This window comes from Candidatus Epulonipiscium viviparus, from assembly GCF_030708075.1.
Taxonomy (GTDB): Bacteria; Bacillota; Clostridia; order Lachnospirales; family Cellulosilyticaceae; genus Epulonipiscioides; species Epulonipiscioides viviparus.
Genome location: NZ_CP117982.1, coordinates 2,048,450 through 2,073,293 on the forward strand (window position 1 = coordinate 2,048,450; position 24,844 = coordinate 2,073,293).

General features: G+C 41.6%; 16 protein-coding genes. 11 read left to right on the forward strand and 5 right to left on the reverse strand.

Features of this window, described 5'->3' with window-relative positions:
- Positions 1–20: 20 nt before the first annotated feature.
- From PCY70_RS08550 to PCY70_RS08590, 9 genes are all read left to right on the forward strand, one after another.
- Positions 21–1,397, forward strand: coding sequence for an ABC transporter substrate-binding protein (locus tag PCY70_RS08550; protein ID WP_305767010.1), 1,377 nt, complete (start codon positions 21–23; stop codon positions 1,395–1,397).
- A gap of 128 nt (positions 1,398–1,525) precedes the next feature.
- A complete protein-coding gene (locus PCY70_RS08555; protein WP_305767011.1) occupies positions 1,526–2,917 on the forward strand; it encodes an ABC transporter substrate-binding protein in 1,392 nt (463 codons plus the stop codon).
- A 67-nt stretch (positions 2,918–2,984) separates the two neighbouring features.
- Positions 2,985–3,266, forward strand: a complete 282-nt coding sequence (locus tag PCY70_RS08560) for a hypothetical protein (protein ID WP_305767012.1) — start codon at positions 2,985–2,987, stop codon at positions 3,264–3,266.
- A gap of 44 nt (positions 3,267–3,310) precedes the next feature.
- Complete coding sequence (locus PCY70_RS08565) at positions 3,311–4,042, forward strand: AIM24 family protein (RefSeq protein WP_305767013.1); 732 nt, start codon at positions 3,311–3,313, stop codon at positions 4,040–4,042.
- A 66-nt stretch (positions 4,043–4,108) separates the two neighbouring features.
- Entirely contained in the window at positions 4,109–5,506 is a 1,398-nt protein-coding gene (locus PCY70_RS08570; RefSeq protein ID WP_305767014.1) for an ABC transporter substrate-binding protein, read from the forward strand.
- A 218-nt stretch (positions 5,507–5,724) separates the two neighbouring features.
- Complete coding sequence (locus PCY70_RS08575; protein ID WP_305767015.1) at positions 5,725–6,948, forward strand: ABC transporter substrate-binding protein; 1,224 nt, start codon at positions 5,725–5,727, stop codon at positions 6,946–6,948.
- Positions 6,949–6,975: 27 nt separating this feature from the next.
- Positions 6,976–8,361, forward strand: a complete 1,386-nt coding sequence (locus PCY70_RS08580) for an ABC transporter substrate-binding protein (protein WP_305767016.1) — start codon at positions 6,976–6,978, stop codon at positions 8,359–8,361.
- A 27-nt stretch (positions 8,362–8,388) separates the two neighbouring features.
- Positions 8,389–9,075, forward strand: coding sequence for an extracellular solute-binding protein (locus PCY70_RS08585; RefSeq protein ID WP_305767017.1), 687 nt, complete (start codon positions 8,389–8,391; stop codon positions 9,073–9,075).
- The gene (locus PCY70_RS08590) at positions 9,038–9,784 is read left to right on the forward strand and encodes a type 2 periplasmic-binding domain-containing protein (RefSeq protein WP_305767018.1); all 747 of its coding nucleotides are present in this window, start codon (positions 9,038–9,040) and stop codon (positions 9,782–9,784) included. Before PCY70_RS08585 ends, PCY70_RS08590 begins: the two co-directional genes overlap by 38 nt.
- A 329-nt stretch (positions 9,785–10,113) precedes the next feature.
- Here the strand turns inward: PCY70_RS08590 and PCY70_RS08595 are convergent, their stop codons facing one another.
- From PCY70_RS08595 to hpf, 5 genes are all read right to left on the reverse strand, one after another.
- Positions 10,114–10,860, reverse strand: a complete 747-nt coding sequence (locus tag PCY70_RS08595) for a class I SAM-dependent methyltransferase (protein ID WP_305767019.1) — start codon at positions 10,858–10,860, stop codon at positions 10,114–10,116.
- 3 nt (positions 10,861–10,863) lie between these two features.
- Positions 10,864–11,571, reverse strand: a complete 708-nt coding sequence (locus tag PCY70_RS08600) for a sporulation protein (RefSeq protein ID WP_305767020.1) — start codon at positions 11,569–11,571, stop codon at positions 10,864–10,866.
- A gap of 9 nt (positions 11,572–11,580) precedes the next feature.
- Positions 11,581–12,372 (reverse strand): sporulation protein, encoded by a 792-nt coding sequence (locus PCY70_RS08605; RefSeq protein ID WP_305767021.1) that lies wholly within the window; start codon positions 12,370–12,372, stop codon positions 11,581–11,583.
- A gap of 118 nt (positions 12,373–12,490) precedes the next feature.
- A complete protein-coding gene (gene deoD, locus PCY70_RS08610) occupies positions 12,491–13,195 on the reverse strand; it encodes a purine-nucleoside phosphorylase (RefSeq protein WP_305767022.1) in 705 nt (234 codons plus the stop codon).
- An 18-nt stretch (positions 13,196–13,213) separates the two neighbouring features.
- A complete protein-coding gene (gene hpf / locus PCY70_RS08615) occupies positions 13,214–13,747 on the reverse strand; it encodes a ribosome hibernation-promoting factor, HPF/YfiA family (RefSeq protein ID WP_305767023.1) in 534 nt (177 codons plus the stop codon).
- Between the two features lie 190 nt (positions 13,748–13,937).
- On the opposite strand from hpf, the gene dapA reads away from it, so the two are divergent.
- A complete protein-coding gene (gene dapA, locus PCY70_RS08620; RefSeq protein WP_305767024.1) occupies positions 13,938–14,822 on the forward strand; it encodes a 4-hydroxy-tetrahydrodipicolinate synthase in 885 nt (294 codons plus the stop codon).
- Positions 14,823–15,022: 200 nt separating this feature from the next.
- Positions 15,023–24,766, forward strand: coding sequence for a hypothetical protein (locus PCY70_RS08625; RefSeq protein WP_305767025.1), 9,744 nt, complete (start codon positions 15,023–15,025; stop codon positions 24,764–24,766).
- Positions 24,767–24,844: the final 78 nt, after the last annotated feature.

The following is a 24,844-nucleotide window of genomic DNA, read 5'->3' on the forward strand; positions in this document are numbered from 1 at the left end:
ACTGTTGGAGGAAGATCATTATGAAACGAATAATAACATTATTATTAGCTGCATCCACAATGGGGGCACTAACTGCATGTGGATCTGCAGAATCTACAAGCGGCACTGAAGTAGCTGTCGAAACAGAAGCTGTCGAAACAGAAGAAGTTGATTTGGGTGGCATGGAAATAGTTTTAGCAGGATGGGGAGATGTGGTAGAGCCAAAAGTAAAAAGCAGCGCGCAGCAAGAGGCAATGTGGAAGTATCGCCATGACATAATGGAGAAGTATAATTTTACCTTTGAGCAAAAAGGCTTAGCCGGGTGGAATGAGCTGCTAGAACTACTATCGACATCGACAATGGCAGGCGATCCGGCCGCGGAATTGTTTAGAATCCATGTAAATTTCTTAGAGACTGCCAAAAACAGTGGGTTATTATATGATCTGGCAACATTAAAAAATATTGATGTGCATGATCCCAAGTGGGGCAAACCATTGACAGAAAAAATGACTTCTGGGGACGCGGTATATGCAGTTTCTCCGCAAGAAAGTCCACTTATGTGCATATATTTTAATAAGCGAATTTTTGAAGAAGCAGGATTAGATCCAAATATACTATATGATTTACAAGCTTCGGGAGAGTGGACCTGGGATAAATTTTGGGAAATTTCAAATATGATAACTCAGGATGTTGACAATGATGGTGTGAATGATATTTACGCAATAAACTGTAACACATACTTTTTCTCACAAGCGGCCATATTTTCAAATGGCGGTTCATATGTAGGCAGAAATGCAAACGGTACTTATTTTAACAATACGTCATCTCCAGAAACTGTGGAAGCGCTCGAGTGGTCAAAGAGATATTGGGATACTGATAACGAAATCATTCCAGAGCATTGGGATGGGCACAGAGCGTTATTTACTTCGGGCAAAATTGGGATGTATCTTTCAGGGGCCTGGGAAGCCAGCGTTTTCACCCAGGAAGCAATGCCAGATGATTGGGGGCTTGTAGCTTTTCCAAAAGGCCCTTCTGCAGATACCTACACATCGCTATATAGCTTTGATGGATACGTAATTCCGGCCAGCTTTTCAAAAGAGGAAGCAGAAGCAATAGCATTTGCGTATAATATGTGGACCAACCCTACCCCCGGCTATGAAGGAAAAGATGATTGGAAGACCGTATTATATCCTGTATATCGCGACGAAAGAGCAATCGAAGAAACACTAACAATGCTTAAAAACTCTAGCAATCCACAATTAGATCATTCCTCAATATTATATAGTGCAGGAATCATACCAGGCACAATAGGAAGCGATGTGTATTGGGATAAGATGACAGTGAAAGAAGCAATAGAATCGAGAGAATTTCAATGGCAAGCGGAGATCGATAAAATTAATTCGGCAATCGAAAATTAGTAATTCAAAATGTGAGACTCATCCTCGCCGGTGGCGTATTGCTACCGAGGAGTACATAATTGACAAATACTAACATAATAGCATTTTGAATTCGACAAATCAGTAATAAAGAAATGGGGGGATTTAAAATGAACAAGAAATTTAAATATTTATTAGTTACAGCGGCAGCGATGATGGCATTAGCAGGTTGCGCACAAGATGAAGCAACTACCACGCCGGTAGCCGAGCCAGTAGCAACCACCACTCCAGTAGCAGAAACTACGCCAGTAGAAGAAGAACCGGTTAGAGATTTGGGTGGCGTAGAATTTATTGTGGCACAATGGGCAGATGTTGTGGAACCAGAAGAAAAAGCTAGCTCGCAAGAAGAAGCAACCTGGGAATTTCGTCATGAGATGATGGATAAGCATAATTTTTCGTATTCACAAAAAGCATTGGGGTTATATGATACATTACTAGAATTATTATCCACATCGAGTATGGCGGGCGATCCTGCGGGGCACATCTTTAGAATTCACGCAAACTTCGCATTGGCCGCAAGAGACAGCGGGCTTCTCTACGACTTGGCAACGCTGGATTCGATAGATCTAGACGACCCGAAATGGAGCCAGACTGCAATAGAAACGATGACAGTTGGCGATAGCGTATATGGAGTATCGAAGTTTGGACGCCCTTCTCGTGTTATATTTTTTAATAAGCGACTATTTGAAGATGCAGGAATGGACCCCGACTATCTATACGATTTGCAAGCGGCGGGAGAATGGACTTGGGATAAATTTGTGGAGGTATCAGAAAAGCTAACAAAAGATACAGATAACGATGGGGTCAATGATGTTTATGCCATCAATGCGAATTATGGAGTATTTGGAAATGCGGCGATTTTCTCTAATGAAGGTAGCTATATGGAAATAGATGAAAATGGAAAATATTTCTATAATTTGGATTCTCCAGAAAGTCTAGAAGCAATTGAGTGGTGCTCTGAATATTGGAAAACGGATTATGATCTAGCACCAGAGCATTGGAATGGGCACAGAGAATTATTTTATAACGGCAAAGTGGGAATGTATCTAGGATCTGAATGGGAATGTACAGTACTTACAAACGACAAGATGACTGATGATTGGGGAATGGTTGCGTTTCCGAAAGGGCCACAAGCCGAAAATCATATGGCAATATTTACAGATGACGCGTATGTGATTCCTGCAAGCTTTACAAAAGAAGAAGCGGAAGATATCGCGTTTGCGTATAACCTCTGGGAAAGTAATCCTCCGGGATACGACCACGAAGATTCTTGGATGACAGCTTTGTATCCGTTATATCGTGACGAAAGAGCAATTGACGAGACAATGGTATTGTTGCGGACACCAGGAATAGGCAAGGTGGACCATTCGACTTCTATAGCTGGAAACATCAGAACTAGTACAGCGCTTGAGCAAGTGGCTTGGGGCGGAATGAGCCCGGTAGAGTCTGTAGAAGCGCAAGCGCCACTATGGCAAGCAGAAATAGATAAGCTAAATAAATAATTAAATTGTGAGTACAAAAGTAGTTGTTGTGAAATAAACATTAAAAATAAATGTGAGGTATATATATATGAAGAATAAATTAAAGTACGTGATATTAGCAATGTTGGCGACATCGGCAATGACCGGATGTTATGGAGATTATACCGAGGAAGAAAGAAAGGCTATAGTAGACGAGGCGACGGACATTGCTCGAGATGCGGTAACAGATGCTCTAAGCATAGCGAAAGATGCGGTAGAAGGTGCGATGGATATTGCTGAGGATGCAGTAAATATGGTGACAGACGTTGCTGAAGATGCAGCAGATATAGTGACAGACGTTGCCGACGATGTGGCGGATCTACTAAATTAGCTGGTATATAATAAATAAAGGATAAACTAAATAGGAGGTTACTTATGCCAAATTTAGAAATTGTAAATGAATTAACTCTACGTGCCATATTTAATAATCGAGATATATTACACATAAAAACAGGAAGCATGCTAGGGTATCAGGGAAAAATAGAGTTTAGTAAAGAACTAATAGGACCGGGGCGCAATGTTATAGGTGCGGCTCTTAGTCAATTAGGACGAAGGTTTACTGGCGAAAACATGGCACTAACCAAAGCAGTACCAAAAGAGAAGTCGGTAGGATACTTTGCCTTTGATGCGAATCATGTGGTGATACTAGATTTGGAGAAAGGCGAAACCATTGCAGTAGAAAGCGAAAACATATTGGCGTTTACTGATGACTGCAAGTATGGAGTGATGTTTATGCCGCTGGGAACAATTAGCCAAAAGGGGCTTGCGACAAGTACGCTGACAGGACCGGGGCAAGCGGCGATATTGATAGACGGAAATCCCATCGTGCTAACTGGCGAATGCGTTGTGGACCCCGATGCACTAGTGGCGTTTAGAGGACCTCAGCCGTCGCTTCATGTGGATTTGAGCTGGAAGATGATTATCCCTGGGCAAACATCAGGTGAGTCATATTCTATGCATTTTAAAAGCTCAAAAAATATTGTAATACTGCAACCAAAGGAGAGAATGTCTGGAATCAATATCGGGATGGATGGCGGAAAGCTAGGTTCTCGAGCTGAAGAACAACAAAGAAGTCGAGGAATATTAGGCGGGTTGTTTGGAGATTAAAAATAATTAGAGTTTGAGCTGCTATATGTGGCTCGAACTACATATAAATTTAGAGAGGATGGTCTAATGAAACTGAAAAAATTTTTATGTTTGGGAGCGGCAGTATTAATGATTGGCGCATTAACAGCTTGTGCTGGAGAAGAGGAAACACCAGCAACTACAGAAACAGCAGTGTCCGTTGCGCCAACCGCAGAAGTAGCAGCGCCTGAAACACAGCCGGTTCGTGATCTCGGAGGAAGAGTAATCACCATTGCGTCATGGGCAGATTTAAATGAACCAGATGAAAAAAAATCTGCGTACGAAGAAGCGCTCTGGGAGTATCGCAATGAGATGATGGAAAAACATAACTTTAAGATGGAGGAGCTCGCTATGTCTAAGTGGCAGGATACTCTAGAATTGTTTTCGACATCAACATTGGCAGGCGAGCCGGCTGCGGAGATATTTAGATTTCATGCAACTCGCACTATAGCGGCAGTTAATAGCGGCTTATGTTATGACCTCTCAACTTTAGACTCAATTGATCCAATGGACCCGAAATGGAATCCACCATTGGCAGAATTGATGTCGGTAGGAGATGCGCAATATGGCGTTGCAATTCCTGGGCGTCCAAAAAATATGTTGTTCTATAATAAACGATTGTTCGAAGAAGCGGGGTTGGATCCAGATTTACCATATGATTTGCAAGAATCTGGAGAATGGACTTGGGATACCTTTATGGAGATTTCCGAAAAGCTAACACGAGATATTGATAACGATGGAGTAAACGACGTTTATGCGATGGTAATGAACTCATCTGGATTTGCTGAAACAGTTGTAATGTCAAATGATGGAACATATTTAGGTATAGACGAAAATGGAAAATATTACAATGGGCTTGAGCTACCAGAAACCATTGCCGCGCTTGAGTGGGCAGCAGACTATTGGGCGACAGACTACGACTTGGCACCAAGCCATTGGAATGGGCATGAAGAGCTCTTTAGAACTGCTCAGGCCGCGATGTATATTGCAATAGAATGGAGCAGTACAAATTTGACGCAAGAAAATATGCCAGATGACTGGGGCTTGGTATCTTTTCCGAAGGGGCCCAATGCGGATGGGTATCGCGCAATGTACAAAGATCCTGCATATGTAATACCGAATTCATATTCAAAAGAAGAAGCGGAGGATATAGCATTTGCGCTTGACTTATGGTATGGCGGAGTTCCGGGTTATGATGGTGAGGACCAATGGAAAACAGAACTGTATCCTTTGTATAGAGATGAAAGAGGAATCGAAGAAACCAACGTAATTGCTAGAGTTCCAGAAAATATGCGACCAGACTATACCGTCGCGTTGCCAAGCGATTTCAATGCTGGATTAGTCGCAACAGATGTGTATTACGGAAAAGCTACCGTCGCAGAATCAATAGAAGCGTATAAAAATATATGGCAAATAGAAGTAGATAAGCTCAATGCAAAAAAATAGTGAGCAGAAAATTTTAATGTTAATAAATAAGGGGGATGTATATATGAATTTAAGAAAATTTTTATGTTTAGGATTTGCAGTATTAACGATAGGTGCGTTAACAGCTTGCGTGTGGTGGAGAAGAGGAAACAGCAACAACTACAGAAGTAGCAGCGCCTGTCGCACCCGTCGCAGAAGTAGCCGAGCCAGAAGAACCAGTTCGAGATCTGGGTGGCTTAGTGGTAACTCTTGCCAACTGGAACGGTAAAGTGGAACCAGAAGTTAAAGGCTCCGCATATGAAGAAGCATTGTGGGAGCATCGTAATGAAATGATGGAGAAGCATAATTTTACATTTGAAGAGGTTGGGCTAGCGACTTGGAACGGCATGCTCGAGTTATTTTCCACATCGGTGTTGGCAGGCGACCCTGCGGCAGAGATATTTAGATTTCATGCAAACTATACATTGGCAGCGGCGCAAAGTGGCTTGGCATACGACTTGTCAACATTAGATAGCATAGATGTGGATGACCCAGATGTGTGGAATGTTTCGCTTGCAGAAGTTATGACGATAGATGACGCGCAATACGGCGTTGGAGAAAAGGGTCGTCCAAAACAAATGATATTCTTTAACAAGCGATTATTTGAGGAAGCAGGATTAGATCCAAACTTGCCATACGACTTGCAAGCATCAGGCGATTGGACATGGGAAACTTTTATGGAGCTCTCAGAAAAATTGACGAGAGATACAGATAACGATGGAGTAAACGACACATATGCTATGATAATGAATGCTGGTATTTTTGCAGAATCAGTAGTAATGTCAAACGGCGGAGACCTGGTATATGTGGATGAAAACGGGGATTATCAGCATGGGTTAGACGATCCTAGGGTTGTTGCAGCGCTCGAGTGGGCAGCAGACTATTGGAAAACCGATTTTGACCTAGCGCCGGCGCATTGGAATGGGCACGCAGAAGCATTCTATAGCGGTCAAGCTGCAATGTATTTGGGGGGAGAGTGGGAAAGCACAACTCTAACTCAAGATAAAATGGCAGACGACTGGGGCTTAGTAGCGTTTCCAAAAGGGCCTAGTGCAACAGAATATAGAGCAGTATATAGCGATCCAGGCTGGGTAATTCCTGCTTCATATTCTAAGGAAGAAGCCGAAGATATAGCGTTTGCATTAAGCTTATGGTACGGGCCAGTGCCAGGATATGACGGTGAGGAAGATTGGAAAACAGTACTGTACCCTCTATATAGAGATGAGAGAGCAATTGACGAAACTGTCGCAATGGTGCGAGAGCCTGAAAATTCAGCAATAGACTTAACAATTGCAATAGCCGATAGCGTAAACGTGGGACTTCTATCAACTGATGTATATTGGAACAAAGCTACTGTGGCAGAATCAATCGAAGCTCAAAAAGGAATCTGGCAAGCTGCATTAGATAAATTAAACGCGAAGTAATAAGTTGTTCTTGTAAGGGGGATGTAAATGAATTTAAGAAAATTTTTATGTCTAGGATTGGCAGTATTAACGATAGGCGCGCTAACAGCTTGTGGTGGAGAAGAGGAAACAGCAGCAACTACTGAAACATCAGCGCCTGTCGCAGAAGTAGCCGAGCCCGAAGAACCAGTTAGAGATCTGGGTGGCTTAGTGGTAACTCTTGCCAATTGGGTAGATATAATCGAGCCAGAGGTTAAAGGTTCTGCATACGAAGAAGCGTTGTGGGAGCATCGTCATGCGATGATGGAGAAACATAACTTTAAGTTTGAGGAGCTTGCACTAGCACCTTGGAACGGCATGCTCGAGTTGTTTTCTACATCGGTATTGGCAGACGACCCTGCGGCAGAGATATTCAGATTTCATGCAAGCAACACATTGGCAGTTGCTCAAAGCGGTTTAGCATACGATTTGTCAACGTTAGATAGCATAGACGTAAATGATTCAGCTTCCTGGAATATTTCGCTTGCAGAAGTTATGACAATAGGCGACGAGCAATACGGCGTTGGTGAGCAAAGTCGACCTAAGCAAATGATATACTTCAATAAGAGGTTATTTGAAGATGCGGGGTTAGATCCAAACTTGCTATACGACTTGCAAGCATCGGGAGATTGGACCTGGGAAACTTTTATGGAGATCTCAGAAATATTAACGAGAGATACAGATAACGATGGGGTAAACGACATATATGCAATAGTGATGAACCCCTCCTCGTTTGCAGAATCTGTAATAATGTCAAATGATGGAAAATTGGTTTATGTGGATGATGATGGCGTGTATAAGCATGGATTAGATGATCCGAAGGTTGTTGCAGCGCTCGAGTGGGCAGCAGAATATTGGAAAACTGACTATGACCTAGTTCCAGCGCATTGGAATGGGCACAAAGATGCGTTTCTAACCAGCCAAGCTGCTATGTACTTGGGCAATGAATGGGAAAGCACAACGCTAACACAGGATCAAATGCCAGATGATTGGGGCTTAGTAACTATGCCAAAAGGGCCGAACGCAGCGGACTATAAAGTAATGTATAGTGACTCTGGCTGGGTAATTCCTGCGTCATACTCTAAAGAAGAAGCCGAAGATATAGCATTTGCGCTTGACCTGTGGTACGGGCCAGTTCCAGGATATGACGGGCCAGATGATTGGAAGACAACGCTATATCCGCTATACAGAGACGAAAGAGCGATCGATGAAACTGTCGCAATGGCGAGAAAGAGAGAAAACTCAATGGTAGACTTAACGATAGCGATAGCCGATAGCGTAAACGTGGGACTTTTATCATCTGATGTGTATTGGAACAGAGCGACTGTGGCAGAATCGATCGAAGCTCAAAAAGGAATCTGGCAAGCTGCATTAGATAAAGTAAACGCGAAGTAATAAGTTGTTCTTGTAAGGGGGATATAGATGAATTTAAGAAAATTTTTATGCCTAGGATTGGCAGTATTAACGATAGGTGCGCTAACAGCTTGTGGTGGAGAAGAGGAAACAGCAGCAACTACTGAAACAGCAGCGCCTGTCGCACCCGTAGCAGAAGTAGCTGAGCCCGAAGAACCAGTTCGAGATTTGGGTGGTTTAGTTGTAACCATCGCAACTTGGGTTGATGTTGTGGAACCGGAAGTTAAAAACTCCGCATACGAAGAAGCGTTGTGGGAGCATCGCCATGAGATGATGGAGAAACATAACTTTAAGTTTGAGGAGCTTGCATTGGCACCTTGGAACGGCATGCTCGAGTTGTTTTCCACATCGGTGTTGGCAGGCGACCCTGCGGCAGAGATATTCAGATTTCATGCAAACTATACATTGGCAGCGGCGCAAAGTGGCTTGGCATATGACTTGTCAACGTTAGATAGCATAGATGCAGATGACCCTGTTGTATGGAACCCATCTCTTGCAGAAGTTATGACGATAGGCGACGCGCAATACGGCGTTGGAGAAAAGGGTCGTCCTAAGCAAATGCTATACTTCAATAAGCGATTATTTGAGGAAGCAGGATTAGATCCAAACTTGCCATACGACTTGCAAGCATCGGGGAGATTGGACCTGGGAAACTTTTATGGAGCTCTCAGAAAAATTAACGAGAGATACAGATAACGATGGCATAAACGACACATATGCAATGGTAATGAATCCATCTGCGTTTGCTGAAGCTGTGATAATGTCAAACGGAGGAAAGCTGGTTTACGTTGATGAAAACGGTGACTATAAGCATGGGTTAGACGATGCGGAGGTTGTTGCCGCTCTTGAGTGGGCAGCAGATTACTGGAAAACCGAGTTCGACCTTGTTCCAGCGCACTGGAATGGGCACAAAGATGCGTTTCTAACCAGCCAAGCTGCTATGTACTTGGGCAGTGAATGGGAAAGCACAACGCTAACACAGGATCAAATGGCCGACGACTGGGGCTTAGTAACCTTTCCGAAAGGACCTAATGCGACGGGATATAAAGCAATCTATGGAGATCCGGGTTGGGTAATTCCGGCATCGTATTCAAAAGAGGAAGCCGAAGATATAGCATTTGCGTTAAACTTGTGGTATGGGCCAGTTCCAGGATACGACGGACCGGATGATTGGAAAACAGTGTTATATCCATTATATAGAGATGAAAGAGCGATCGACGAAACTATCGCAATGGTGCGAGAGCCAGAAAATTCGATGGTAAACTTAACGATAGCGATTTCCGATAGCGTAAATGTGGGGCTTCTATCATCTGATGTGTATTGGAACAAAGCGACTGTGGCAGAATCGATTGAAGCGCAAAAAGGAATCTGGCAAGCTGCATTAGATAAAGTAAACGCGAAGTAAAATATAGCTAGGGTATCGAAAAACGGTATCCTAGTTTTTTTTTCCACAACTTGCTAGTAGCATAAGTTAAATTCAAAAATTGAGTATACCGATATAAAACTTGATAGATACAATCGTACTTTTACATTGCCAATAGGATTAAAGAAGAGAGTGAAGAGGTGTTGGAGCGATAGGGCGGTGATAACATATATGTTTATAAACCTGATTTTGATATTGATACTAATTCAGCTGCAGAGATTAGCACAATAGCTGTTCCAGAGGGCACGACTAAGAATTATAATATAAATAAGAAAAAGAAATGCGCCGGCGTATTATTGCCAGCGCATTTTTTATTTGACAGCCAATGTTGCATAGAACGTGGGTAGATTAAAATTGTGAAGCAAACCGGACCCGTTAGTATCTTGGTAGATTTCTTTCAATGTGAAACCTGCCATAAGTTGCCCACCTATTTGCTCTTCTATAGTATGTGAAAACTGAATACCCCATCCGTTTGCAATAGACTGCTCGTAAAGCTCTTTATCGTTGAGTGGATTATACGGAAGAACGTATTCGAAGACTCCCTCTTGATCGCCAAATACAAAGTTGAGGCCATTGTCAAGACCAGCAAGTAAGCGCCCACCCTTTTTGAGAACTCGATAGCATTCGGCCCATATTGGCTCAACATTTTCCACATAACAATTGGATACCGGATGAAAAATCATATCGAAAGTTTCGTTGGCAAAAGGTAATGGTTTGGTCATATCGGCACGCACTATTTCGATCTCATAATTTTCACGTCGAGAAACAAGTCGCTCGCTTTCTAACTGAGATTCGGAATAGTCTAGTACTGTACAGACCGCTCCCAATGCCGCAAAGATAGGCATCTGCTGTCCACCACCAGAGGCCAGCCCCAGTACTTTTGCATTAGCAAGAGAAGGAAACCAGCTTTTCGGCACAGGCTTGGTTGGGGTTAGCAAAACATTCCAATTGCCCGTCTTTGCAGCAGCAAAAATTTCGGCTGCGATAGGTATTCCCCACTCCCAACCGTTTTGATTCCAGTCATCAAATGTCTTGGCATTAATCAGTCTATAGTCCATATATTATCTCCCTTTTACCAGGTATCGCTCTAATGTTTGTGTTTCATCGTACGGGGGAATAAAGACATTGATATGAGTTTGGTTCTTGGAAGAAATTTCGTTTAGCACGGTTTGAAAGCTTCGGGCATGTTTATCGATTCTCATAACCATTTCTATACCTCCAGTGACGTGAAGAAAGTAGCATTGGAGTTCATCAATAAATTTGCCAAATAAGTTTTTGGACTTAAAAGTAAATCGTTGAACTAGTTGACCCTGCGTTAAATAAGTTTCAGTAGTAGGATTATTGTAAGCAAACTTTGTAGTCAAGATGTTAATTATTTTTTCCAAATCCTTAGAAGGAAATACTTTCAGATTGGTTTTTATTTCTTTGGGAACTGGCAAATCAAATATCGTCTTTAGATAAGCAAACCTGGTAGTGGGTGTATCGGGCGAAATTCTAAGAGAGAAGTGTACATCTTCTGCGGCACCGGCTGGGAGTGTAAATGCAGTAGCGCATCGGGTTTCGACCAACTTGGTGGCTCTGTGAGCCTTAGTATAGATCGTATAATAAGCCACGTCGATGCCTCGAAATTCCACAGCCCTTTTGCCTCCAACAAGAGATACAACCCCTTTTATCATTTCACCCTGTCTAATAATTTTGGTTTCCACTTTCGTATCCACATATGCGCAACCCATGCTCATCGCAGTGAAAGCATTAGCAAAAACACCCATTCAATTCTCCTATTGTGCGTATTCGTATATAAATCTATCCATTAAGATAGCCACACGTGTCGGGCCTTCTTGAAGATCCTCTATAGGAATAAATAAAGTTTTATAGGTTTCATCCATATCAAACGCATCTAAGAACGCAGTACTGAAGTTGCGAACTCGTTTATCGATTTCCATACAAACTTTGATGCCATCATCAACATGGAAGAAGTAGCATTCGATTTCGTCGAGATACTTTTTATAGTCAGAGTCTTCTCTAGGCACAAATTCAAATTCCTGAATAATTTCGTCGTGATATAAAATAGTTTGCGTTTCGATAAGCGCAAATTCGAGGCCCTGAGTAAGTGCAAGAATAACAGTTTCCACTTCTCGAGAAGGGTATACATTAATTCTGTCAAAATCTTCAGGATCGTCTGCGAAGTCTACTTTTAGGCTGGTTCTCATATATACATTGCTTTTGTCATCTTCGCTAAGAAGGTCTTTTGTGGTAATAGGAGCGTTTGGTGGCAATGAAAGGCTAAATGGCAGCTCCACATCGGCATCCTCTTCTAATACAAAGTCTTCCGCTAACTGCAGCTCGCCAATTTTAGCAGTTTCAAGAACGACATCATCTTCTTCGCCAGAAAGGTACTCACCAAATAACTCAACAAAAATTCCATCAAACTTGATATCGCTGGAGCCGCCTCGTAAACAAATTATACCGGTGAGGTCGCCACCTTGTCTAACAGAATCATCATCAAAGATAGTTTCGATCTTTGCCTCGCCAAAACCTAATGACATAAACAATTTTGAAAATAGTCCCATAAAAATCTCCATTTCTATATTATAAGATATAGCAGTTGCGGTAACTGTCTATTCGATAACATTGTATGCGTGAACGCATGTCCAATATACAAGTGATTTTATAACAAGAATTGATAAATTATAATAATGATAACGCTACATCCATCATGTTGGTAAACTTGGTTTGTCTATCTTCGGAAGACATTCCTTCTCCGGTGAAAGGGCAATCAGAAACCGTACACAGCGTAAGAGCTCTTTTGCCCAGTCTTGCGGCATTCATATATAATGCAGCAGATTCCATTTCAACACCTAATACACCCATTTTTTGCCAATCGGCTAAGCTATTTGCGTCATCATAAAACATGTCGCTAGCCAATAGATTGCCCACCTTGGATTTGTAGCCGAAGGCATCTGCAGATTCTTTGGCACGCCTAACCAAATCGAAATCGGCGATAGGAGCAAAAGTGCCTGGCAAATTATATTGTTGCGCATAGTTTGAGTTTGTACATGCTCCCATGCCGATGATGATATCTCCAATATGAAGATCTTTATCGATAGCTCCAGCAGAGCCAATGCGTATAATTGTATCAACTTCATAAAACGCAAACAGCTCGTAGGTGTATATACCAATCGAGGCCATTCCCATTCCATGCCCCTGAACAGATACGGGCTTGCCTTTGTAGGTGCCGGTATATCCAAGCATTCCGCGTACTTCGTTATAAAGAACAGCGTTCTCTAGATAATTTTCAGCCAAAAATTTTGCTCGTAGCGGATCACCAGCCATCAGAACAGTTTTGGCGATATCTCCAAGTTTTGCCGAATTGTGTGGAGTTGGTGTGTTCATAAAAATCTCCTTTGCGTATTAGAATCTAGGCTCGATTAAACCATAAGAACTGTTTCGACGTTTGTATACAACGTTAACATCTTCTGTATCTTGATCTAAATAAACATAAAAATTGTGACCAACTAACTCCATTTGCATGATAGCTTCTTCTGCATTCATGGGTTTCATGGCAAATTTTTTCTTTTTGATAATGAATAATTCCTCTTCATCGTTATTTACTTCATCCATAAAGGCTGGGGTAAAAATGTGTTGCTCAGCTTGTCTATGTTTTGTGCGCAACTTATTTCTAAATCTGAGAACTTGTCTTTCTAAGATGGCGACAACATCATCCAAAATTTTATACATATTCTCGCCTTCGAGTTCTGCACGTAAAACTTGTCCATCAAAATTTATAGCCATTTCTACTGTTTGACGTTGCTTTTCAACAGTTATGGTGACTTGGATTACTGCTTCATCATTAAAATATTTTTCTAAACGGCTAATAGAATTTTGGATCGCGTCCTCCATCCCCTTGGTCATTTCAGTGTTTCTAGCAACTACATCATATTTCATATATTCATCCCTTCTAAAATGGTTATTTTGTCTTGTTTATGACAAGTTGGCACCATTATACACTATCAATAAATTTTTTGGTAGGGGGTAATGAAATTTTTTGACTAGCACATGCTCCTACATAAAAAGATTGAATATATATATATTTAAGGTTATAATTGGTTTAAATAATTTTTTGGAGGGATATAATATGAAAACAACTATTTTTACTGGTTCTGGTACCGCAATTATTACGCCGTTTACTGATTCTGGAGTGAACTTTTCAAAGTTAGAAGAACTGATTGAGTTTCAGGTTCATAACAAAACTGATGCGATAATAGTGTGTGGCACCACTGGAGAAACTCCAACTATGACAAAAGCTGAAAAAGAAGCAACAATAAAGTGCGTTGTAAAAGCAACTAACGAGAGGGTGCCTGTAATTGCAGGAGCGGGGGGAAATGATACAAAGGCTGCAATAGAGGCTAGCAAATATGCAGAGAGTGTAGGCGCAGATGCGATACTTAGCGTTGTGCCATATTATAACAAACCCACGCAATATGGATTATATAAACATTTCGAGGCAATAGCGAAAGCGGTAAAAACTCCAATAATTTTATATAATGTACCGGGGAGAACGGTGGTTAACTTGGAGCCTGCAACTACAATAAAGTTAGCAGAGATAGATAATATTGTTGCGATAAAAGAGTGTGTCCTTTCTCAAATCGCCGAGTTGGCATATGCATTTCAAAAAAATAATTTTGGCATATATACAGGAGATGACCCGGTGTTTTTGCCTGCATTAGCGTATGGAGCAACAGGGGTGGTATCGGTGATGGCAAATATAATTCCCAAAGATACGCATATGATACATGAACATTTCATACACAATCAGATTGATGTGGCACGAGAGTTGCAACTAAAAACTTTATCGTTGATAAAAGCATTGTTTATAGAATCAAATCCTGCGCCAACGAAAATGGCATTAAACTTGATGGGAATGAATGTTGGCAAATGTAGACTTCCGATTTCGGAGATGGATCCTAAAAATATAGAAGTGCTTACTAAAGAGATGAAAAAGTATGGTTTGTTAAAATAATGGAGGCGAACTAAAGCAGGGATTGTTCTTGCTTTAGAAAAAAAGTCTAAGCGAGAGTAGGACAAGTTATATAGAGCGCACAAATTTTACCATCTGGTATGCTATAACTATTTTGTTTTGCATACACGATATATATTATGGATAAATAATTAGATTATAAAATATACTATGGTATAATATGGTAGAAAGGAATGAAATATATGGCATTGATTAAGAAACATAAATATTTGGCGCTCATGATAATGTTGGCAACAACGGCTTTTCCTGTAATTACATCGGCAGCAGATTTGGGTGATGACTATGTGGGGGTAGGTATTGCTCCGCTTCCTGCTGTAGATTTATCTGATGATGCTGAAGGGGCAACTCAAGATTCTGATCATTCAAATAATTTGGTGAGCTTGGCGGAGTTTAATATGTTTTATGCACTAAACGAGCAACTCGCTGCATCTATACGTACCTTGCAAGCCAACCCATCAAAAATAGGAGGAATCGAATATGGCCCCGATCAACTCTTCACTGATGCGATGGGAGAGGATTATCTAAACCTTGAAAAATATTTGTATGAGGGATACGCATCTGCCACCGAGGGGTTATTGTCTCAAATAGAAGTTGCAGTCCTAACTCTCAAAGATTATAATAGCAAATTGCAAGTAGTTCCAATGAAACCCGGAACGGGCGTTGATTATCGAGATAAAGTTGTGGAGCTGATGGACAAAATTTATGCAGTGAACGTGCATGCAGATGCGGGAGCCGCGGCGCCACCAATCAAGTTTAAAAATATATTGCTGGATAATGGGGCAACTAAAAAAGTAACGGTGGAACAATATGACGGATACGAAGTTCCGACATTGCAATGGGAAGAAGAGTTTCAGCCGTCGTTTTATACTGTCGAAGTAAATATGACAAACGCCGCGGGCAACTATATATCGGTTGAGCAAGGCGCACCTGTAACCACTTCAAATATTACAGATCCAGATAAACCGGTGTTGATTAAATATACAATAACAGATAATTCTACAAAGCAAGTGAATACATTTATGGTAGAAGTTCATGTTGTCGCTGCGAGTGTTCGCTCGGCAAGGGCCGCTCGTGTGGCACCCAATTCAGATAACGGAATCCCGATCTATTTGAGCAAGGTGGAAGGCGCCGACATTGCAATTGACAAATATTGGGTTAATGAATCGGTTCATAATAAGCTATATGAAGAGCTAGAAAAAGCGGCAGAAGCCGTAAAGCATATTCATCCGGAATCGTATGAAGCGTTGATTACATTAGAAAGTACGAATCCAGAGACCGGTGAAATGTATACTAATCATCATGAGGTTGCCTATGGCGCTCCAGAACTACAAGAAGATGGCGGATACACAAATATGGGTGAATTGGAGGCGGTGCTAAATTCTTTATCAGATGCGTATAACACCTACATAGCGGAAGCAAAACTGGGAACTGATGAAGTTTCGGCATCGAATAAAGTTGGTAACTTTGAAATTATGGTAACAAAAGCTCTAATGGGACTTAAGGATATAGAGGGTCCGTTTCCGTCGGTGCTTCCAAATACAAGCGAGTTTGCAGGACTGATAGAGGATCCAGATACAATTGAGGCAGAGAGCAAGTTTTATAAGAGCGGTGCGGTATACGTATATTTGGATGAAAATAATGAAGTATGCTTGAAGGCCGATGCGGTGGGAATGCGAATATACAAGCCACCATCTTATAAGCAAGAAGCTGGGCTAACCGTCATCGATATTGCATATGATGGAAGATTTGAAGAGCTAGACGCAGGTTCATTTTTTGTAACGCCCGCAATTGCGGAGAGTGAGCAAGATTTGGGAGAGTGGCAGCCAGGCGGCGATACGGAAACTCCTTTCGTTACGCAAATGTTTATCAATATGGAAGATGTTTCGGAGCAAATTGGTTTGTTCCAAGACGAAGCCAATGCTTTTTATAAGCTCGATGGATTAGATAATGAAGAAAACAAATTGGGTGGTAGCGACTATGATGAGGAAGTTCAAGGTTCAATTACCGCATTGTTGAATGTTGCCATACAAGCGATTATAGATAGATCCGCCGCGTTCAATGCGGCACTGAAGCCAGGCACAAGACATGAGCAGCTGGCCATGTTGTTGCAACTACAAAAAATGTTGGTGCATCTGGGAATGGGAACTGTCAATGCGAGCGGTGCATTTGTGCCGTATAAAGATTTTGACGGAACTGTGGGCACTGCAGATGATGATTTAAAACTGCAGCCTGCAGCGATGATGAAGTTGCCTATGGGAGATCCTGGAGTTATTGCCGAAGATAATCTAGAGTTTAACATAGAAGATTATGAAGATAGTACGCTGGAGTCGATGAAAACTACGCAAAGAGATTTGTTTAATGTAAGCTCTATACTCGGCACCAACGTGAGTGCGGCAAAGCAATGGGTAACAATGGAAGAGCACGATGCGTTATATCGAGTTGCGGTAGAAGCATTGACCGTTGTGGCAACTGTTGAGTTTAAAGAACCAGTGGGTGACATGTTACCGGCGTTCCCATATGTGAAAACAGAAGCCGGCACCGACTATATTATAAATCCGGATCTAAAAACTAAAATATATACAGCAACGCAGATGTCGAACTTGGCAGACGAATTGCAAAATGAAATTACTGCATATGAACAGGCGGCAGAAGCCGGGATAACAGAAACGTTATCGACCGCGATGACAACACTGCGAGGACAAATTAATAGCGGCGAAGACATCTTAACGATCGCGAGCCGAGAACTTGTTGCAGATACAAATCCAGACGACGCAATTGAGTTTGTTACCGAATACACACCAAGATCGATTGCAGTCGCCAATCTGGTTATTTCGGATGAAGGGTTATATAAGATTACAACAGAAGCAATGGACCCGATTCCAGATGCAGAAGTAACGCCAACGATCGACGAATCTATTGCAGGGATCGAGCAAGTTAAGATGGCAATGGATGTAACAGAGGCAAACGATACGCATTGGGTAACTCCAGAAACTGTGGACGCGTTAGATGCAGTTTTAACAGATGCAATCGAAAAGAGCGAGCTAGTATATTTGATATTGCCTACAAATTTGGTTTATGATTATGAGAATGCAGATGGCACAAATAAGCCAGGCATCGATGAATTGGTGCGTCTATTCTACGATGATAACGAGGTCTTTAATAATTTGGCAATAGACTTGGCGGGTGCGATAGAAAACTTCAACGATGCGAAAGTCGAATCATTGGCAGAAGAATATAAGACTGGGCAAGATCGCCTGGATGCGGCAATAAAAGGTGAGGGCAATCCGAAGACTGCAAGGTCGGTGGTTGTGGGAGATGAGTATAAGAGCATTGGCAAGAAAGATTCCGATATTTATTTGGCAGAGGACAATGCGGACCACCCAGATAACGCACCAGATGACAGAACTCTGGTATTTTCTGAAGATGGCTACCGATATAAGCGATATATATACGACGACAGAGAATGGACCGACCTGAGCCTTATTCCAACCAATGCTGGAATAAAATGGGTTAATTCGTTGGATCTGCAAGCATATGATAAAGCAATTGATAAGGTGGAGGGCATACTAGAGGGAACTATGCCTAGAACGTATCCGACGCCAGACAATGATCCAGATAAATTTGAGGATGCGATATTCTCAATATCATTCTTGCCAAACTTCGTATTAGATCCGGTTGGATATTTCGACCAAGTGATAACCGAATTAGATAAGGCAACAGATGACTTTAATGATACGAAGAAGGATCCTGTTCGTCCAACTGTAGATGGTTTTGATGAGGCATACGCGGCGTTTATAGGAGGAACTACAACGTATAACGAAGGTGTTGCTGACATTAAGGCCGCAAACGTTAGATTACTAAAAGACGCTAACAACAATTCTACAGGGCAATATACATCAACCACAATCCATATTTCAAACGATGGATTAACAGGAATCGATGGAGCATTGCTAAACGATGATAACATTATAGACGACGCCGGAAAAGGTAGGTATGTAGCGAAAGGCAACTTTGAACCGCTCAACCAGGTCCTTGTAGCCATCGACAAATTTATCAATAAGGATATTGCAGAACATACGGCAGAGTTTGGAGTAAATCCACAGTATTTTGATATCCAGATGGAGTATTTACAAAATGCTATAGCCGCTTTTGATGCTATACGAGCAGATGAAGAAGTTGTATTGGATGCGTATATAGATGACTATAAGGCTGCGGTAGATGAGATTGCGAGCAAGATTAACGAAGATTTGATCAACGCAAAAATTTTGGATGTAAATGCGGATGTGGATGGAATCGAAACGCTAGATGATCTGATAAATTTGGTATTTGATGTAGAAGGCAAGCTGGCGGATGTTCAATTGGATACAACAAGAGTTTTGATATCTCACGATGGATTGAGACCGGGAGCTTTTGATGATGGCTCAACAACCGCGACACACTGGACGATACGAGTGTTGTTTACAAATATAGCAGATGCGCTTGAGGGGATCGAACAAATCGTAACAGATGCTCTTGCCGGAAATCTAAATCATGTTAATGGGTTTATAAAGGCGAATACCCCAGGAGTTGAGAATACGTATTTCCAAACATTACCATCTGTAGAGTTGCTGGATGTTGCGTTGGAGAACTTTGAAGTTGTGCCTGCGGATAAGAGCTTTGAATTGAACGAAATGTTAGAAGACGCTATAATGTCTGCCAAACGAATTATCGGCTGGAAAGAAGAGGTCGATGCGGAAGGCAATGTGATACCAGAAATTGTGTCACCATATTTAGTGAGCAATCAGCTGGGAATCGAGTTTCTCACTTTTGATATATTACGAAACGGGGACACCGATGCGAACGGATTTGACGATGTGGAAATTTCTCTGATGAGTGAGATTGAGTATATTGATGCGTCGCAAATATATGTTCTAGAACAGGCGATAAGAGTGGGATTGCTTGCGTCGACAGATTCTACGAAGCAGCAAGCACTCGATAAACTGACAGTGTTGATTGATGAGTTTGAGCCGAGAGTATTGGATTACAAAACGAGTTCCAAAGTATTGCTCTATAATCAGATATGCCAGATGGAAGCGATGCTAGAAGATGCGGATGGCGACAGAATTTTGGTAAGTGATAGCTATGGTGAAAATATTCCACTAGACAGAATGTACGTTACCAATGCGGTAATGACGATAATGCTAAACTCTATTGACTACTCATATACGATAGTAGACAAAATACAAAGTTTAACAGTAGATCAGGTTTTCAGCCAAGTGAATGCCAATATGAGTGCCATAGAAAGGTTTAAACCGCTTCCGGGAGAGGCAGACGAAGACGAATATGCGGCATTTGAAGAAGTTAGAGAAGTACTAATGGAAGAGATAAATAAGGCAGCAGCGCTTATTGCGAAGAAACCGATTACTGCAGAAGGAGTTATCGATGTAAATGCAGCAGTCGATACAGCAAATGCCGCGGTTATAAGCAAAGTACAAGGAACCGATATAAGCGGGCAAGATGAGAACGAGGACAACATTCCAGATGCCGGCGGAAAATGGGTCTATGACGTAACTTTCATGTCTTTTGATAATTCAATAAATGTTGCGATACAAGCATATAACGCAGCGAACTCGACAGTGGATTCTCTAAAATATGCGAGTACAATTATGGTTAGAGATAGAGAAGCGTTTGAAAGATCGATCGAGTATGGCACCAAGGAAATATATACGGATCTTACGCAAAAGATGCAAGAGTATGTTGACAACGCGACTCTCGGAACCGACGCATACATGGACAATGTCATATATGAAGAAGTGGCGCCTATACCCGCCTTTGAGGGATTAGCAGAAAGCATAATGGGTGGAATAGATATCGAGGCAACACAGCTTTGGGCAACCAAAATAGAAAAAGATAAACTTAGAAATATTGTAAACTATGCGCAAAACGTTTTGAAAAATAACGCCAATATCGCTGACAATCTTGTAACATATTCGTTAAAAACAGTGGTAAATGAATACGAGAAATTGAAGACAGCGTACGAACTATTTTATGCCAGAGATTTAGACGGAAAGATGATTCCAGGAAAGGTTCCAAAAGTGAACTACGGATCAAAAGGCTTTGCTGATAGCGAGATTCGAAAGTCGATAGCTAATGCAGTAGCGATCATCAATGACCTAGTTTATTTGCAAGGTGCAGAAGCGCCAGTGGTAACATATACCACATACGACGGAGTGCCACTCAATAAATATGGATACGACAGATTTGATGCGGATGGAAATCCAATACCAGACGGAGACGAGGGCAACGGCAATGGCATTGATGAAGGCGGTGAAAAAGATATTCGAGTGAGCAATCGCAAAGGCATCGATGTTACAGTGAACGATGAATGGATTAATGCGCAAGATGTAGTTGTACTAGCAAGCGCGATACATGTGGTACAGTCCACGTTAGATAAATTTGATAACGGGCAAACAAACAAATTGGCCATGGATAATGCGGTGCTTGCATTGGAAAAAGAAATAGGAAAGTTTGAAGACAAAGTAAAAGTGATGACCGAAGATTCGGTATCAGAAGATTATGTGGAAAACTACAATATGCTAAAACAAGCTATCGATGAAGCCATGGAGTTTATCGGCAAAGATCCAGAAACAGGGCTATTTGATTATGGCGATAGATATATGGACTGGGGAGCTGCCGATGTAATATTACAGGACGTTCCGTTGGGGATGAAAGCAATTCGTGGTAGCGTTGGAGGCAGAGGCGATGATGTAGTCTATAACGAAGAGGTGTATTGGGTGCCAATTGGAAATTATAAGGCATATGAAGCGGCAATTGCTGCAGCACAAAAAGCGTTGCTACTATATACTTCTACAGAAGATTCGCTAGAGGCGGCATTGCGCTCGTTACAAAACTCAACTAATTCGATGGTAGATGTCGCAATTACGCAGATTAATGGCAAGCCTAGACATGGTCGAAACGAAGAATTTAACCTTGCGGTCGCTGATTTAAAAGCCAAATTGGAAGAAGCGAAAACGTTAGCTGAAGCAACATTAGTGAGTGTTGATGGATCTGATATTAAGGATCTTGATAACTGGGTACCTGCAAGTTATATGAACCTGATAGAAAGTCGAATAAAAGTATCGCAACAAGCGATCGATAATTCATACGGCAACTTTTTGATAGATGAAGCTACTGGCGAGGCAGTAATTGATCCTGAAACCGGATTTAAAATATCGTTAGGAAACGATACCACGACGCTGGAGACAATTGAAATACATCTTCAGAATTTGACGGCAGCAGTTTCTATATTTAGTGAAAACCTTAATCAAGGTGAAATTATTGGAACAGATCCAAAATATGATGCCGCTGAAGCTAAAGCTGCACTGAAAAAGTCAGTAGATAAAGCGATGGATTTGGGACTAACAAAAGTGAGCTTAAGACAAGGCACCGACGTGGCAGAAGGAATTACTTGGGTTACCCATAAGCCGTTTTTGAAGGATCCGCGAGCAGAGGGATATCCGGATGTATCGGAAGTCTCTAAGCCAGTACCGCCAATCACATATATTAAAAATGCAGCATATGTGGCAAATTTAATGTATTTAAAAACAGAGGTTGATGAAGAGGGAAATAAAATTTCAATTTTTGCTAAAGAAGATTATGAGAGTGCGAAAACAATATTGGAGGATCAAATAAAAGTATTCGAAAACGTAATGAAAAATGATGATAATAACATTCCACCTGAGGAAATACATTCTAAGCCTATAATAATTTTGGGAACAGAAGGGATAGGTGGAGAAGGATCGCAAGAAGCGGTCTTAGATGCTAAAAAATTGGTTGACGACAAGATTTTTGAAGTTAAGGCAAGACTCTCAGAAACAACAATGGTACCGAATAGCGTTTGGGAGGGTGCCGGAGAAGATTCAACAGCGCCAGAATATGGATATGCTGGAGATGCCGAAGAGGCATATAAGAAAAGGTATATAATGGATGGTAGATATTATGCGCACGAAAAAGTGTACCGGGATCTCAATACAGCTGTTAACGTTGCAGTTACAGCAATGAGACGACCAGACATATTGGCAGAAGAGCTAATTGGAGACGGGGCTGTGTTAGATACCCTAGAAGATGCATTAGAAAAATTCCTCGATGTTGATAACGGTGGTAGAAAGCTAAAAGGCGCATATACGGCAGAGACATCGCCGGTAGAAAAGGCCCGAGTGTTCATCAATGACCTTCTATCTGCAGAAACAGATGATGGAACAGACTATAGAACGACGATACCAAACACAGTGCTAGTGCCAGGCGATGAGGAGGCAACGATAGAAGCGATATGCAATTACATTAAGAATCTGATTAGTGTCGCGGTTAAAGAAGTAGATATTATGGTAACAGGAGAAGCGCCGGGATATGAGGCACCGGGAGAAACTACGGGCCCTGATGTTGATGAAGAAAAAGGCGCGGTGGGAACATTTGTAGGCTTTGAAGTTGCTTTTGCGGACGGCACAACAATAGATGCGAACAACAATGGTGATCAGCTAGGAGTTTTTGTAGATTCGCTAGATTGGGAAAATATTTTGGCAGAAAGAGTTGAAGAGGCAGTCGCACTAGTGAAAGCGAATAGGGCAGCGTATGTATTGCCAGCAAGATATGATCACGATGCGGACATGGCAACAGCAGAAATTCAAATAACAGAGGAGCATTCGGCAGAACTTATTACAGCAATGATACAAGATCTGCTAGTAGATAACGGATTTACAGATTTTGAAGTAACAGTTAACACCGTACCAAGAACATTCTCTCCTGCAACAGATGGCAACTATGCAAATCCAGACGGCATTCAGGGAAGATATACGTTTACAGCGATATTGAAGCATGCGCCAGTGGTTGCCCGAAGAGATGTTGTGCGCGAAGATAATGTAGGGATATATACAATAGAGACAGCGCCAATTGATGCGGTAATTGAGCCAAACGTATTGCCAAACGAATTTGATACTGCGGCATTGATAGCGGCCAAAGATGTAATAGGTAGAGAAACATACGCTAGCATACCAGCAGAAAACAATAGCGAATTTGGTGCCAAAACTAAAATGAGCGAACAAATCGCAACGTTGCTTAATAGGCCAGAAACAACGGGTGTTACATTCGAAATAGTAACGACAAAATTTACTGCGGCCAAAAGACCTACTAATACCGCTCCAGCAGAAACGGGATTATATGAGTTTATGATTAATCTATTTAAAGGAGTACAAAAAGATGTAGTTATTGATCAGCAAGTAGGAATAGCAGCGCCGGGGCTTGATTTGGCACAAGATGATCTTGATGCTGTGAAGAGTGCATTAGAAAATACAGAGCCGCCATTTGATTTTGAGTTAAGTGTAGACAACGCAAAAACTTCAGACGATGCGAAGCAAGCTGTTAAATTAAAAGTAGAGGAATATTTAACAGGCACTGGAGGAATTGATAATGCGATAAGTACAGAAGTGACAGTAAACACAGTAATGTTCGATGCAGCAGATGCGAGCGAAAACGGGCGTTATAAATTCCGGGTAACAGTAAATGCAGTAATGGGCGATGATGTGCAAAAATCTATTGTGACCAATACGATAGAAAGCGAAATAGCCAGTGTCGCGGCACGAGTGAGTGCGATGTTACCAGAGGGAATGACATTACCAGAATTTGAGACAGAATCTCAGGTTGATTATTATGCGGAGATAGAATATTTTGAAGAACCAGAATTTGAGATACCGGAAATAGAGATTTTGGATGTACCAAGCGAAGAATTTTATCCTGACGACGAATATATAGCGATAGAATCTTTTGACGAGCAAGAATTTGATGAGCAGGAGTTTTATTTGGAAGAAGTTTATGAATACTTTGAAGAGATTCCGTTTGAAGAAGAGATGATTTTTGAAGAGATTCCATTTGAAGAAGAGATGATTTTTGAGTAAATAGTAGCACCTATAGTTGCTTTAATTGCATTTGCGATTAGGGCAGCTTTTTTTGATGCAAAAGAACCCTCACAATAA

Coding starts and splice junctions, on each gene's coding strand:
- PCY70_RS08550 (WP_305767010.1), top strand. CDS start 21: ATGAAACGAATAATAACATTATTATTAGCTGCATCCACAATGGGGGCA.
- PCY70_RS08555 (WP_305767011.1), top strand. CDS start 1,526: ATGAACAAGAAATTTAAATATTTATTAGTTACAGCGGCAGCGATGATG.
- PCY70_RS08560 (WP_305767012.1), top strand. CDS start 2,985: ATGAAGAATAAATTAAAGTACGTGATATTAGCAATGTTGGCGACATCG.
- PCY70_RS08565 (WP_305767013.1), top strand. CDS start 3,311: ATGCCAAATTTAGAAATTGTAAATGAATTAACTCTACGTGCCATATTT.
- PCY70_RS08570 (WP_305767014.1), top strand. CDS start 4,109: ATGAAACTGAAAAAATTTTTATGTTTGGGAGCGGCAGTATTAATGATT.
- PCY70_RS08580 (WP_305767016.1), top strand. CDS start 6,976: ATGAATTTAAGAAAATTTTTATGTCTAGGATTGGCAGTATTAACGATA.
- PCY70_RS08585 (WP_305767017.1), top strand. CDS start 8,389: ATGAATTTAAGAAAATTTTTATGCCTAGGATTGGCAGTATTAACGATA.
- PCY70_RS08590 (WP_305767018.1), top strand. CDS start 9,038: ATGGAGCTCTCAGAAAAATTAACGAGAGATACAGATAACGATGGCATA.
- PCY70_RS08595 (WP_305767019.1), bottom strand. CDS start 10,860: ATGGACTATAGACTGATTAATGCCAAGACATTTGATGACTGGAATCAA.
- PCY70_RS08600 (WP_305767020.1), bottom strand. CDS start 11,571: ATGGGTGTTTTTGCTAATGCTTTCACTGCGATGAGCATGGGTTGCGCA.
- PCY70_RS08605 (WP_305767021.1), bottom strand. CDS start 12,372: ATGGGACTATTTTCAAAATTGTTTATGTCATTAGGTTTTGGCGAGGCA.
- deoD (WP_305767022.1), bottom strand. CDS start 13,195: ATGAACACACCAACTCCACACAATTCGGCAAAACTTGGAGATATCGCC.
- hpf (WP_305767023.1), bottom strand. CDS start 13,747: ATGAAATATGATGTAGTTGCTAGAAACACTGAAATGACCAAGGGGATG.
- dapA (WP_305767024.1), top strand. CDS start 13,938: ATGAAAACAACTATTTTTACTGGTTCTGGTACCGCAATTATTACGCCG.
- PCY70_RS08625 (WP_305767025.1), top strand. CDS start 15,023: ATGGCATTGATTAAGAAACATAAATATTTGGCGCTCATGATAATGTTG.